Consider the following 13,350-nt stretch of genomic DNA (forward strand, 5'->3'; position numbering starts at 1 on the left):
GGCGGGCCCGGGCGTTCGCGCCGGGCGGGCCCGGGCGTTTGTGCCGGGCGGGCCCGGGTTCAGCGCCGGTGGACCGGCAGGCCGTACTGGGCGGCGGCCAGCAGCTCGTGCATCCGATGGCCGAAGTCGTCGGTGTCCCGGGCGGGTTCGGGGAAGACCAGGCGGACGTCGCGGTGGCCGTGCGAGTGGTCCAGGCGCAGCACCAGGCCGTGGCGGTCCAGGGCGAGCGGGCGGACCTCCGGGGCGTGGGCGAGCACGGCCGGGTCGAGCAGCCGGGTGAGGACGTCGAGCGCCTCGGCGTGGTCGTCGGCGAGGTGGGTGAGCAGCATGGCCTCGTACCGGGCCAGCGGGTCGGGGGTGGCCAGGGCGAGGTCGGCGGCGGTGATCGCGCCGGTGGCGTACGGGGTGGCGAGGACGGCGTGGGCGACGTCCACCCGCAGGTGCACGCCGAGGCCGTCGTCGGTGAGGTGGGCCGGTCGCAGTCGGCCGGCCAGGGTGAGGCGGGCGCGGACGCGGTCGCGGACGGCGACGGGGGCGATGTCGGTGACGTCGAGGACGACGGCGAGGCCCTCGGCGGCGCCGACGGCGGCCGTGGTCAGCGGGTCGTCCAGGGTGGCGCGCAGCCGCAGCCGGGAGCCGTGTACGGAGACCTGGGTGTCCAGGTGGTGGTGCTCGCCCAGGGCGCGGACGGTGAGCGAGGAGGTCGTGCTGAGCAGGCTGTGGATCCGGTCGGCGGTGCTGGGCTCGGGGACCTCGGTGTCGCCGGTGGGCAGGCTCATGGACGGACCTCCAGTTAGTTAGGTGAGCCTAACCTAATGTGCGGCTGGGGGTGTGGCAAGCAGGCGGTGCGGCAAGCGGGCGGTGGGGCGAGCGGGCGGGCCCGGGCAGGCGGAAGGGCCCGGACGCGCGGGTGGCGTCCGGGCCCTTCCGTCGGGCGGGGCCGGGTCAGCCGATGACGGCCTGGGCGTCGATCTCGACCAGCATCGGCTCCTGCGGCAGCTCGACGAAGACGGTGGTACGGCACGGCTTCACGCCGCCGGGCTTGACGTTCTCGTCGATGAACTCGGCGTAGACCTCGTTCATCAGCGGGAAGTCGGCGCGCTTGGTGAGGTAGACGCGGAACATCACCACGTCCTCGATGGTGGCGCCGCCGGCCTCGACGATGGCCTTGACGTTCTCCAGGGTGCGGCGGGTCTGCGCCTTCACGTCGCCGTGGTGCAGGTACTCGCCGGTGGCCGGGTCCTGCGGGCCCTGGCCGGAGACCTGGAGGAACGGGCCCTTGCGGACGCCCTGGGAGAACATCCAGGCGGGGGCGGGGGCGCCGTCGGTGCGGATCTCGGTCTTCTCGGAGGTCTGGGGGTGCTCGGCGGACATCGGGTTCCTTACGTTGTATGACGGTTCGTCAGTTGTGGTCGGGGCGGCCGCAGTCGGCCGAGACGGCGCGGGTGGTGGCGAGCAGCTGCGGGAGCAGGTCCAGCACCTGCTCGTACGGCAGGACGACGTCCGGGACGGAGATCGAGGCGGCGGCGACCACCCGCCCGCTGGCGTCCCGGACGGGCGCGGCCACGCAGTTGATGAAGGACTCGTGCTCGGCGTGGTCCTGCGCCCAGCCCTGGGCGGCGACCCTCTCCAGCTCGGCGAGCAGCGCCTCGGGGGAGGTCAGGGTGCGTTCGGTGTGCCGGACGAAGTCGATCCCGGCCACCACCCGGCGCCGCTCCGGCAGCGGCAGGTCGGCCAGCAGCACCTTGGAGACGGCGGCGCTGTGCAGGGCGGCGCGCAGGCCGATCCGGGAGTACATCCGCACCGGGTGGCGGGAGTCGAACTTGTCGATGTAGACCACCTCGCCGCCCTCGTACGCGGCCAGGTGCACGGTCTGGCCGGTGGCGGCGTTCAGCTCGGCCAGGTGCGGGGCGGCGATCCGGCGCACGCCGCGCTGCTCCAGGGCCAGACCGGAGAGCGCGAAGAGGCCGGCGCCCAGGTGGTAGCGGTAGGCCGCGTCGCGATAGACGAACCGTTCCTCTTCGAGGCTCTGCAGCAGTCGGAGCACGGTCGTCTTGTGGACGCCGAGCACCTCGGCGAGCTGGTCGAGGGAGCGCTCGCCCTCGCCGAGCTCGGCGAGGATGCGCAGGGCGCGGGTGACGGTCTGACTCATCGTGCTCCGCTTCGAGGGCTGGGGTTCCCGCTCATTGTGCCCGGGCCCGGTCGGCGGACGACGACCGGTCGGCGCACGGCGTCCGGTCGGTCGGGCGTGCGACGCCGGCGGGCAGGGACGGGCCGGTGATGCCCTCCGGGGTGACCCGGGTGGCGGCCCACTGGGCGGGGGAGGCGTCGAGCAGGGCGGCCACCACGGCGGCGTCCGGCAGCTCGGCCTGGTCGCCGGGGGCGGTCAGCGCGCAGGCGGCGCTCAGGTGGCCGAGCCGCAGCCGGCGCCGCTGGTCCAGGCCCCGGACGGTGCCGGCCAGGTAGCCGGCCGCGAAGGCGTCGCCGGCGCCGGTGGCCTCGACCACCTCGACCGCGAGGGCCGGCTCGGTGACCGCCGTACCGTCCTGCTCCAGGGCGGTGACCTGCCGGGCCGCGTCCTTGACCACGACGGTGGCCGGGGTGGGGAAGCGGCGGCGGAGCTCGGCCGGGTCGCCGGTGCCGAAGGCGGTCGCGGCCTCGTCGGCGCCGAGCAGCAGCAGGTCGGCGGCGTCCAGCAGCGGCGGCAGGACGGCCGGGTCGCGGTCGAGCCAGAGCGAGGGGCGCCAGTTGAGGTCGAAGCTGACCAGGCGGCCCGGACGGCGGTCGGCGAGCAGGGCGCGCAGCAGGGCCAGGCAGTCGTCGGAGAGCGCGGCGGTGATGCCGGACAGGTGCAGCAGCCGGGCGCCGGCCAGCAGCGCGGCGGCGGCCGGGTCGGCGAGCAGGCCGGGGGAGAGCGCGGCGGCCGCGGAGCCGCGCCGGTGGTAGTGCAGCCGGCTGCGGCCGGGCCCGAGGTCGTGGCGGTCGCCGGTGGTGCCGCCGACCTCCTTCAGGTAGAGGCCGGTCGGGCGGTGCGGGTCGACCGCGACCGCCGAGACGTCCACGCCGCGGGCGGCGACCTCGGCGAGCAGCCGGCGGCCGAAGCCGTCGTCGCCGACCCGGCTGATCCAGGCGGTCGGCACGCCGTGCGCGGCCAGCGCGCTCGCCACGTTGGATTCCGCGCCGCCGACCGAGAGCCGGAAGTTCTCCACCGACTCCAGCGGGCCCGGGCGGTCCGGCAGCAGGACGGCCATCGACTCGCCCACGCACACGGCCGTCGGGGGAGCGCCGGGGCGGGTCGGGCCCTGGGTGTCCTGTCGCGGCATGTGCGGGGCTCCTCGTCTGCGGCCGTTCCGTCGAGAGCGGGCCCACCGGGCCGACTCCGTGGCGCGTGAACGCCGCGTTCGTCCGTGAGCACCGCGTTTCTCCGCGAGCACCGCACGTGAGCCGACCCCGTCGACCGGGAGCCCGGTCCGTTGACCGTGATCCGGCGCCGATGCTAGAACCGTGTTGCCAGCATGTGCAACCCTCGTTGCGCATGTTGCAACCTGTGCGGATGGAGGAACACGGTGGAGCAGACCTTCGCAAGCAGCGGTACCGGGCCGGGGATCGCCCGGGGAGCGGTGGCGGCCCTGGCCGACGAACCGCTCGACTGGCGGTTCAAAGCCGCTCCGCCGCAGTCGTGGGGCCGCAGCACGCGGGAGTGGCTCGCCACCGGCCCCACCCTCTCCTCGCTCGGCACCCCGCTGCTCACCCTCGACGGCGCCGCCCTCGACCACAACGTCCGCACCATGGCCGACTGGTGCGCCAAGGCGGGCGTCGCGCTCGCCCCGCACGGCAAGACCACCATGGCGCCCGCCCTCTGGCAGGCGCAGCTCGACGCCGGAAGCCACGGCATCACCCTCGCCAACCTGCCGCAGGTGCGGATCGCCCGGGCCTTCGGGGTCCAGCGCATCCTGCTCGCCAACGCCCTGCTCGACCCGGCCGGACTCGCCTGGCTCGCCGACGAACTCGCCGCCGACCCGGACTTCGCCTTCCTCTCCTGGGTCGACTCCGTCGAGAGCGTGCGGCTGATGGACGAGGCGCTGCGCGCCGCCGGAGCCGAACGGCCGGTCGAGGTGCTGGTCGAGCTCGGCGGCCCCGGCGGGCGGACCGGCGCCCGCGGCGCGGACGCCGCCGTCGAGGTCGCCGCCGCGGTGCTGCGCGCCCCCACCCTGCGCCTGGCGGGCATCGGCGGCTACGAGGGCGCGATCGCGCACGACGCCTCGACCGAGGGACTGGCCGCCGTCCGCGGCTACCTGCGGGAGCTCGGCGAGCTGCACGGCCGGCTGGCGAGCGCCTACCCGGACGGCACCCCGCCGGTGGTCTCGGCCGGCGGCAGCGCCTACTTCGACCTGGTGGTCGAGGAGTTGGCGAACCTGCCGGAGTCGTTCACAGTGCTGCGCTCGGGCGCGTACATCGCCCACGACGACGGCTTCTACCGGGGCATCTCGCCGCTGGCCCGGGACGGCGGGCGGACGCCGTTCCGCGGTGCGCTGCACGGCTGGGCCCGGGTCGTCTCCCGGCCCGAGCCGCAGCTCGCGCTGCTGGACGCCGGCAAGCGCGACCTGCCCTTCGATGAGGGCCTGCCGGAGCCGCAACGGGTGCGCGGCGGCGCCGAGTTGACCGGAACGGCGGCCCGGATCACGGCACTCAACGACCAGCACGCCTTCCTGCGCGACGCGGGCGACCTCGCGCCGATCGGCGCCGTGCTGCGGCTGGGCGTCTCGCACCCCTGCACCGCCTTCGACAAGTGGACGGCGATCCCGGTGCTGGACTCCGCGGACGCGGCCGAGCCGAAGGTCACCGGCCTGGTCAGGACGTTCTTCTGATGCCCGGGGAGAGAGCGGCCCGCGGGGGCGCGACGGTCTTCCGCGGTGCCACCGTGGTGGACGGCACCGGCGCGGAGCGCTACCGGGCGGACGTCCGGATCGCCGACGGCCTGATCGTCGAGATCGCCAGGACCGGCGAGTCCGGTGAGGGCGGCGGGACCGGCGGGATCGGCAAGGGCCCCGGCACGGCCGAGGTGGTCGACGCCGACGGGCTGGTACTGGCCCCCGGCTTCATCGACATGCATGCCCACTCCGACCTCGCCCTGCTGCGCGAACCCGAGCACCCGGCCAAGGTCACCCAGGGCGTCACCTGCGAGGTCCTCGGCCAGGACGGCCTGTCCTACGCCCCGGTGGACGACACCACGCTGCCCGCGCTGCGCCGCCAACTCGCGGGCTGGAACGGCGATCCGGACGGCTTCGACTGGGACTGGCGGGACGTCGCCGGCTACCTCGACCGGATCGACCGCAGCGGCGTCGCCGTCAACGCCTGCTACCTCGTCCCGCACGGCACGCTGCGGATGCTCGTCATGGGCTGGGCCAACCGTCCGCCCACCCCCGGCGAACTCGACCGGATGCGGCAGGTGCTGGCGAAGAGCCTGCTGGACGGCGCGGTCGGCATGTCCAGCGGCCTCAGCTACACCCCCGGGATGTACGCGGACACCGCCGAGCTGGTCGAGCTGTGCACCGTCGTCGCGGCCTACGGCGGCTTCCACGCCCCGCACCAACGCTCGTACGGCGAAGGGGCGTTGGAGGGCTACGCGGAGATGGTGGAGATCGCCCGGCGGAGCGGCTGCGCGCTGCACCTGACCCACGCCACGATGAACTTCGGGGTCAACCGGGGCCGGGCCGGCGAGCTGCTGGAGCTCCTCGACCGGGCGCTCGCCGACGGCGTCGACCTCACCCTGGACAGCTACCCCTACCTGCCCGGCTCCACCACCCTGGCCGCCCTGCTGCCGAGTTGGGCCACCGAGGGCGGCCCGGCCGCGACGCTGGCGCGGCTCGACGACCCCGCGCAGTGCGCGAGGATCCGGTACGAGGTGGAAGAGAAGGGCAGCGACGGCTGCCACGGGGTGGTCACCGACTGGGCGACGATCCAGATCTCCGGCGTCGGCTCGGCCCCGCTCGCCGGGACGGTCGGCCGCACCGTCGCCGAACTGGCCGTCGAGGAGCGGCGGACCGGCACCGAGGTCTTCCTGGACCTGCTGCGCCGGGACGGGCTGGCCACCACCATCCTCCAGCACGTCGGGCACGAGGAGAACGTCCGGGCGATCATGCGCCACCGCGCGCACACCGTCGGCAGCGACGGACTGCTGGTCGGCGCCCGGCCGCACCCGCGCGCCTGGGGCACCTTCCCGCGCTACCTCGGCCACTACAGCCGGGAGTTGGGAGTTCTCACGCTGGAGGAGACGATCGCCCGGATGACCGGCCGCCCCGCCGCCCGGCTGGGGCTGGACCGGCGGGGCCGGATCGCCCCCGGCCACCACGCCGACCTGGTGCTCCTCGACCCCGGGAAGGTCCGGGACGCCGCCACCTTCGAGGACCCCCGGCTGCCCGCCGAGGGCATCGAGTACGTGTACGTCAACGGCAGCGCCGTCGTCCGGGAGGGCCGCACCACCGGCGCCCGACCCGGGCGTGCCCTGCGCCGAACCGACCGAGGAACCCTGGCCATATGACCGAGCCGTCCGCCCCGACCGACCCCTCCTCCGACCCCTCCGTTCCGACCGGGCTTTCCGTCCTGCGCGACGAACCGGTGATCGCGGTGGTCCGCGCACCCCGGATCCCGGACGCCGCCGCGCTCTGCGCCGCCCTCGCCGAGGGCGGCATCAACCTGACCGAATTCACCTACACCACACCTAATGTGACGGACCATCTGCTCCGGGCCTCGAAGGCCGGCTGGCGGGTCGGCGTCGGAACGGTGCTGACCGCCGAGCAGGCGCGGCGCGGGGTCGAGGCGGGGGCGTCCTTCCTGGTCACCCCCGGCTGCCGCCCCGAGGTCGCCGAGGCGGCGGCCACCGCCGGGGTGCCGGTGGTGCTCGGGGCGCTCACCCCGACCGAGGTGGCGCACGCGGTGGACCTCGGGGCCGCCGCCGTCAAGATCTTCCCGGCCCGGGCGTTCGGCCCCGGCTACTTCAAGGACCTGCGCGGCCCGTACCCCGACGTGCCGCTGGTGGCCTCCGGCGGGGTGAACGCGGGCAACGCCGCCGAGTTCCTGGCGCACGGCGCGCTCGCGGTCTGCGCGGGGACGGACGTGGTGCCGCCGGACGTGGTCGCGGCGGGGGACTGGGCGGAGATCACCCGGCGGGCCCGGGCGTTCACGGCGGCCTGCGCCGGGGCGGCGGGGGCGTAGCGGGTCGTCGGCGTCGTCGGCGGGGGCGCAGTCGGGCCGTCGGTGTTCGCGGCGGGGCATCGGCGTCTGCGGCGGGGCGAGGCGGGCTGTCGGGACGGCCGGGATTGGACGAGAATCGGGGGCACCCGGCTCGGCCCCGGCCGAGCCCGTCCCGGCCCAGCCCCCTCCCCGCCCGGCCAGCCCCGGGCCCCGGACCCGGCAGGAGGAACCGCCCATGACCTCGACCCGCCCCGGCCCCGACTGGCTCGCCGACGCCGTGCTGTACCAGATCTACCCGCAGAGCTTCGCCGACTCCGACGGCGACGGCATCGGCGACTTCGCAGGCATCGCCGAGCACCTGGACCACCTCGCCTGGCTCGGCGTCGACACCGTCTGGCTCAACCCCTGCTTCGCCTCGCCGTTCCGCGACGCCGGGTACGACGTCGCCGACTACCTCACCCCGGCCCCGCGCTACGGCAGCACCGAGGACCTGGCCGCCCTGGTGGAGGCCGCCCGCGGCAAGGGCATCCGGGTCCTGCTGGACCTGGTGGCCGGGCACACCTCCGACCGCCACCCCTGGTTCCTGGCCTCCGCCGAGGACCCGTCCGACCACCGGTACATCTGGTCCGACCGCCCGGTGGACGGCTTCGTCGCCTCGCCCGGCAGCCGCCCCGGCTGGTACCTGCCGAACTTCTTCGACTGTCAGCCAGCGCTCAACTTCGGCTACGCGCGCGGCAGTTCAGAGGAGCCCTGGCGGCAGTCGGTGGACGCGGACGGCCCGCGCGCTAACCGGGCGGCGCTGCGCGCGATCATGGCGCACTGGCTCGGCCTCGGGGTGTCCGGCTTCCGGGTGGACATGGCCTACTCGCTGGTCAAGGACGACCCGGGCAAGGTGGAGACCGCCAAGCTCTGGACCGAGCTGCGCGACTGGCTGGACCGCGCCCACCCCGAGGCCGTCCTGCTCGCCGAGTGGGGCGACCCGGCCGCCGCCGTCACGGCCGGCTTCCACGCCGACTTCTTCCTGCACTTCGGCGGCGCGGACCACGGCCTGCCGCTGCGCTCGCTCTGGAACAACAACGGCGGGACGGTCGAGGAGTTCTGGCACCAGGAGGCCTGCTACTTCGAGGGCGAGGGCCGGGGCACCCCGCAGCCCTTCCTGGACGCCTGGCGCTCCGCCGCCGAACTCACCGAGGGCGGCGGGCAGATCGTGCTGCCCACCGCCAACCACGACTTCTCCCGGCTGGCCACCGGTCCGCGCACCGCGGAGCAGCTCGCCCCCGCCTTCGCCTTCCTGCTCACCTGGCCCACCCTCCCGGCGGTCTACTACGGCGACGAGATCGGCATGCGCTACCTGCCGGGCCTGCCCGACACCGAGGGCAGCGTCCTCGGGCCGCGGTTCAACCGGGCCGGCTCGCGCACCCCGATGCAGTGGACGCCCGGCCCCACCGCCGGCTTCTCCAGCGCCCCGCCCGAGCGGCTGTACCTGCCGGTGGACCCGGACCCGCACCGTCCGGACGTGCTCTCCCAGCGCGCCGACCCCACCTCGCTGCTGCACACCGTCCGGCGGCTGATCGCGCTGCGCCGGGCGCACCCGGGGCTGGGCGCGGCCGGCGGGGTGGAGGTCCGGCACGCCGGCTACCCGCTGGTGTACACCCGGGCCGGGCGGTACCTGGTGGCGGTCAATCCGCGCCGGGAGCCGGCGTCCGTCCGGCTGTCGGGCCTGCCGGAGGGCGTCCCGTCGGCGCCGGGCGTCCGGCCGCTGGAGGTGCAGGGCGTGCGGGTGGCGGACGGGGAGCTGCGGGCGGACGGGTTCTCGTACGGGGTGTTCGAGCTGGGCTGAGCGCGGGCGGGGTAGTCGGGCTGCGTACGGGTGCGGCGGGGAGCCGGGTCCTGTTCGGGGCCCGGCTTCCGATCGGTGTCGGATAGTTGTAAGCTACATCGATAGATGGTTGCATTTACCACCCTCATTGGTTGCATTTGCCACCTTCATGATCAAGCTGACAGACACGCCACCGGAGGACGGTACGAACGCCATGAGCACACCCCGGAACCCCGCCGCAGCGCCCACCCTGGGGCACTCGCTCAAGCACCTGGCCGTCCACCTGATCACCCCGCTGCTGATGTGCCTGGGGATGGCGCTCGCCTACCAGGGCGCCTTCCACCAGCCCGAGCCCCACCACCTCAAGGTGGCGGTGGTCGGCACCACGCCGCAGGCGCAGGGCCTGGCGCAGGCCATCCAGGGCAAGGCCGGGAACGCGCTCGACGTCCGCACCGTGGACGACCGGGCCGCCGCCGAGCAGCAGCTGCGCGACCGGGACCTGGTGGGCGCCTTCGTGCCGGACGCCAAGAGCCCCGAGCTGATCGTCGCCAAGGGGAACTCGGACACCTCGGTGGTGGCCGCCACGGCGGTGTTCACCAACGTCACCGACCGGCAGGGCGTGCCGCTGCACGTCACCGACCTGACCACGCCGGCCGCGGGCGACCCGACCGGACAGGGCCTGTTCTTCCTGCTGGTCGCACTGAGCATCGGCTCCTACGCCAGCGTCGCGGTGATCGGCGCCGCCGGCGCGGGGCTGAGCATGGCGGTCCGGGCGCTGGTCGGGGTGGCGGTCTCGCTGGCGGTCAGCGTGATCGGCATCGTCACCGCCGGGCCGGTCTTCCACGTGGTCGACCACGGCTACGCGGCGATCTGGGCGCTGGGCTGGCTCTACTCGGCGGGCATCGTGCTGATCGGCATCGGCCTGCACAGCTTCCTGAAGAAGTGGACCACGCTGGCCCTGATGGTGCTGTTCGTGATGCTGAACTTCACCTCCTCCGGCGGCATCTACCGGCCCGAGCTGCAGAACGGGTTCTTCGGCGGCCTGCACGGCTTCTGGACCGGCGCCGGCTTCCTGGAGGGCGCGCGCAGCATCATGTACTTCGACGGCGGCGCGGGCCTCGGCGGGCACGTCGTGACCCTGCTGGTCTGGCTGCTGCTCGGCGGTGCGGCGCTGGTGGCCGCGGCGATGTACGAGGGCCGCGGGCGCCGTCCGGTCGAGACGCCGGCGGAGGCCGAGGAGGAGATGGAGGAGGCGGTCGCGGTCTGACCGCGCCCCTCGGAAGGCTTCACCGGGTGCCGCGGGCATCGGCACCGGGTGGGGATCGGCGGCCCGCGCCCGGCCCTGGACAAGCCGGACGCGGGCCTCGGCGTCCCCCCGTACGCGCCTAGCGGTATGCCGCCTGCCCGGTGAGGGCCTGGCCGGCCACCAGGGTGTGGATCTCGCCGGTGCCCGTCGGGGTCACCCTGGCGTGCGGGTCCGGTGCGGGGTGCTCATGGGCGGTCCTCGGGGTCCTTGTCGTACGGCTCGGTCGGGGCGGTCGGGTCATGTGGGGCGTGTCGGTCGTACGGGGCGTCCAGCCAGGCGGTGAGCTCGGCGGTGTGCTCGCCGAGCCGGGGCGGGGGCAGGTGGTAGCGGGGCGGGGTGCGGGAGAGGCCGATCGGGTTGGCGACCAGCTCCAGCGGGCGGCCGTCCGGGCCGGGCAGCGGCGCCCGCGGGTGCAGGCCGAGCGAGTCGGCGAGGGCGAAGGCCCCGGCCAGGTCGTTGACCGGTCCGCAGGGCACGCCGAGCGGGGTGAGGACCGCGAACCACTCGGCGGCGGTGCGGCGTTCGAGCCGGGCGGTGAGCTCGCGGGCCAGCGCGCCCACGTGCGCGACCCGGTCGGCGTTGGTGGCGAAGCGCGGGTCGGCGGCCAGCTCGGGGGCGCCCACGCCCCGGCAGAGCGCGGCGAACTGCCGGTCGTTGCCGACCGCGACGACCAGCGGGCGGTCGGCGGCGGTGAACACCTCGTACGGGGCGATGGAGGGGTGGCGGTTGCCGAGGATGCCGGGCACGGCGCCGGCCAGGGTGTAGCCGGCGGACTGGTTGACCAGGCCGGAGAGCAGGGTGGAGAGCAGGTTCAGCTCCACCAGCTGGCCCCGGCCGGTGGCCTCGCGCTCGCGCAGCGCGGCCAGCACGCCGACCGCCGCGTGCAGTCCGGTCAGCACGTCCACCAGCGCGACGCCGGTCTTCACCGGCTCGCCGGGGGCCGGGCCGGTGACGGACATCAGGCCGCCGACGGCCTGCACCAGCAGGTCGTAGCCGGGCAGTCCGGCGCCCTCGCCGGAGCCGAAGCCGGTGATCGAGCAGTAGACCAGCCGCGGGTTGAGCGCCTCGGCGCGGTCCGGGCCGAGGCCGTGGCGGGCCATCGTGCCGGGGCGGAAGTTCTCCACCAGCACGTCGGCGCGGCGGACGAGTTCGACGGCGCGGGCGTGGTCGGCCGGGTCGCGCAGGTCGAGGGTGAGGGAGCGCTTGTTGCGGTTGACGGAGAGGAAGTAGGTGGCCTCGCCCTGGGCGTGCGGCGGGCCCCAGGCGCGGGTGTCGTCGCCGGTGCCGGGCTGCTCGACCTTGATCACGTCGGCGCCGAGGTCGGCCAGCAGCATGGTCAGGTAGGGCGCGGCGAGGACCCGACCGAAGTCGGCGACCAGGACGCCGTCCAGCGGGAGCCCGGTCACGACCGCCCCCTGGCCGCCCCGGCCGCGGCCGTCGCGCCGCCGGTCGCCGCGCCACCGGTCGCCGCGTCGCCCGAGGGGGCGTCGCCGCGCAGGTGCGGGCGGGCCAGCAGGAGGTAGAGGCCGCCGGCCGCGAGCACGACCACCGCCGAGAGCAGCACCAGGTAGTTGTCGTACCAGGCGGCGTCCGGGGTGCGGCCCCAGCAGATGTTGACGATCGCGGCGACGCCGTAGACCAGCGCGCCGATGTTCACCGCCAGGCCCCAGCGGCCGAGCCGGAAGTCCCCGCTCGGGCGCCAGCCGCGCAGCCGGGCCCGCAGGGCGGCCAGCACCACCATCTGGAAGGCCAGGTAGATCCCGATGCTGGAGAAGGAGATGATCTTCGTGAGGGCGCCCTCGGAGAGCGCCGAGGCGCCCACGACGATCACGCCGGGCAGCGCCGCGGCGAGCAGCAGCGCGTACGGCGGCACCCGCAGCCGGCCCGAGACGGTGGCCAGCAGCCGGCTGCCCGCGATCATCCGGTCCCGGGCGAAGGAGTACGCGAGCCGGCTCGCCGCAGCCTGGAGGCTCAGCACGCAGGACAGGAAGGAGATCAGCACCACGCCGATCACCACCCGGGCGCCGGCCGCGCCGAAGGCGTCGTGCAGCACCTTGGCCACCGGGTCCTTGTCGTCGCCGGAGACCACCGCGCCGATGTCCTGGATCGACATCACCAGGGCCAGGCTGACCCCGATCGCCGCCGCGCCGCCGACGTAGATGGTGCGCCGCATCGACTTGGGGATCTGTCGACCCGGATCGGCCACCTCCTCGGCGACGTCGCCGCAGGCCTCGAAGCCGAAGAACAGGAAGACCGCGATCAGCCCGGCGGCCAGGAAGGCGTCGGCGTAGTTCCCGTCGCCGCCCGCGCCGAAGCGGTCGAAGACCACGCCGAGGCCGTGGTAGCGGTGCGTCAGCAGCAGCCAGGCGCCGACCGCCAGGGCGCCGAGCAGCTCGGCGGCGAAGCCGAACATGGCCGCCGCCGACAGGACCCGGGTGCCGCCGAGGTTGATCACGGTGGCGAGCGCCAGCAGGCCGAGCGCGCACCAGACGGTCGTCGCGGTGCTCGGCTCGACGCCCAGGAGGGCGGCCACGTACGGGCCGGCGCCGTAGGAGACGGCCGCGATGGTGGACATCAGCGCCAGCAGGTAGACCCAGCCGGTCAGCCAGCCCCAGGTGCGGCCCCAGAGCCGGCGCGCCCACGGGTACACCCCGCCGGCCACCGGGAACTGGGCGACCACCTCGCTGAACACCAGGGCCACCAGCAGCTGGCCGAGGCCCGCGATCAGGAAGCTCCAGACCATCGGCGGCCCGGCGGTCTGGAGCGAGGTGGCGAAGAGTGTGTACACGCCGACCACGGGGGAGAGATAGGTGAAGCCGAGCGAGAAGTTCGCCCAGAGGCTCATGTCGCGCTTGAACTCGGAGGTGTAGCCGAGGGCGGCCAGCCGTTCGGCGTCCGGGTCGGGGGAGTGGGCGGTGGCACGGGCACTGGCATCGGTCATGACCTGCTCCTGGGAACGTGTCGTGATGCGTCGTCAGGACGCGTCGTTGTGACGCGTCGTCGTGATGCGTGGGGGAGTGCTGCGGGGTGC

11 protein-coding genes are annotated in these 13,350 nt (G+C 74.8%); 5 read left to right on the forward strand and 6 right to left on the reverse strand.

Annotated elements, in window-relative coordinates; genetic code table 11:
- Positions 1-59: 59 nt before the first annotated feature.
- The 4 genes from ACFCY1_RS19640 to ACFCY1_RS19655 all read right to left on the reverse strand — a co-directional run bounded on the left by ACFCY1_RS19640 (position 60) and on the right by ACFCY1_RS19655 (position 3,323).
- On the reverse strand, positions 60-779 hold the full coding sequence (locus ACFCY1_RS19640; RefSeq protein ID WP_375875377.1) for a DUF2470 domain-containing protein: 720 nt from the start codon (positions 777-779) through the stop codon (positions 60-62).
- Positions 780-945: 166 nt separating this feature from the next.
- A complete protein-coding gene (locus ACFCY1_RS19645; protein ID WP_375875379.1) occupies positions 946-1,374 on the reverse strand; it encodes a RidA family protein in 429 nt (142 codons plus the stop codon).
- A gap of 28 nt (positions 1,375-1,402) precedes the next feature.
- Positions 1,403-2,152 (reverse strand): IclR family transcriptional regulator, encoded by a 750-nt coding sequence (locus tag ACFCY1_RS19650; protein WP_049652384.1) that lies wholly within the window; start codon positions 2,150-2,152, stop codon positions 1,403-1,405.
- A 31-nt stretch (positions 2,153-2,183) separates the two neighbouring features.
- Positions 2,184-3,323 (reverse strand): sugar kinase, encoded by a 1,140-nt coding sequence (locus ACFCY1_RS19655; protein ID WP_375875380.1) that lies wholly within the window; start codon positions 3,321-3,323, stop codon positions 2,184-2,186.
- Positions 3,324-3,566: 243 nt separating this feature from the next.
- Here ACFCY1_RS19655 and ACFCY1_RS19660 point away from each other — a divergent pair, with 243 nt between their 5' ends.
- The 5 genes from ACFCY1_RS19660 to ACFCY1_RS19680 all read left to right on the forward strand — a co-directional run bounded on the left by ACFCY1_RS19660 (position 3,567) and on the right by ACFCY1_RS19680 (position 10,280).
- Positions 3,567-4,868 (forward strand): alanine racemase, encoded by a 1,302-nt coding sequence (locus tag ACFCY1_RS19660; RefSeq protein WP_241853052.1) that lies wholly within the window; start codon positions 3,567-3,569, stop codon positions 4,866-4,868.
- Positions 4,868-6,541, forward strand: a complete 1,674-nt coding sequence (locus ACFCY1_RS19665; RefSeq protein ID WP_375875381.1) for an amidohydrolase family protein — start codon at positions 4,868-4,870, stop codon at positions 6,539-6,541. Before ACFCY1_RS19660 ends, ACFCY1_RS19665 begins: the two co-directional genes overlap by 1 nt.
- Positions 6,538-7,215: a bifunctional 4-hydroxy-2-oxoglutarate aldolase/2-dehydro-3-deoxy-phosphogluconate aldolase gene (locus ACFCY1_RS19670; RefSeq protein ID WP_375875382.1), complete on the forward strand. Its 678-nt coding sequence runs from the start codon at positions 6,538-6,540 to the stop codon at positions 7,213-7,215. Before ACFCY1_RS19665 ends, ACFCY1_RS19670 begins: the two co-directional genes overlap by 4 nt.
- 214 nt (positions 7,216-7,429) lie before the next feature.
- On the forward strand, positions 7,430-9,034 hold the full coding sequence (locus tag ACFCY1_RS19675; RefSeq protein ID WP_375875383.1) for an alpha-amylase family glycosyl hydrolase: 1,605 nt from the start codon (positions 7,430-7,432) through the stop codon (positions 9,032-9,034).
- A gap of 193 nt (positions 9,035-9,227) precedes the next feature.
- Positions 9,228-10,280 carry a membrane protein gene (locus ACFCY1_RS19680; RefSeq protein WP_049654540.1) on the forward strand — a complete coding sequence of 351 codons (1,053 nt, stop codon included), beginning with the start codon at positions 9,228-9,230 and terminating at the stop codon, positions 10,278-10,280.
- Between the two features lie 224 nt (positions 10,281-10,504).
- On the opposite strand, the gene ACFCY1_RS19685 is transcribed toward ACFCY1_RS19680, so the two are convergent.
- Both ACFCY1_RS19685 and ACFCY1_RS19690 read right to left on the reverse strand, forming a co-directional pair.
- Positions 10,505-11,653, reverse strand: coding sequence for a CaiB/BaiF CoA transferase family protein (locus ACFCY1_RS19685; RefSeq protein WP_375875428.1), 1,149 nt, complete (start codon positions 11,651-11,653; stop codon positions 10,505-10,507).
- A 68-nt stretch (positions 11,654-11,721) separates the two neighbouring features.
- Positions 11,722-13,260, reverse strand: coding sequence for an APC family permease (locus tag ACFCY1_RS19690; protein ID WP_375875384.1), 1,539 nt, complete (start codon positions 13,258-13,260; stop codon positions 11,722-11,724).
- Positions 13,261-13,350: the final 90 nt, after the last annotated feature.

The organism is Kitasatospora sp. NPDC056273 (assembly GCF_042268845.1).
Classification (GTDB): Bacteria; Actinomycetota; Actinomycetes; order Streptomycetales; family Streptomycetaceae; genus Kitasatospora.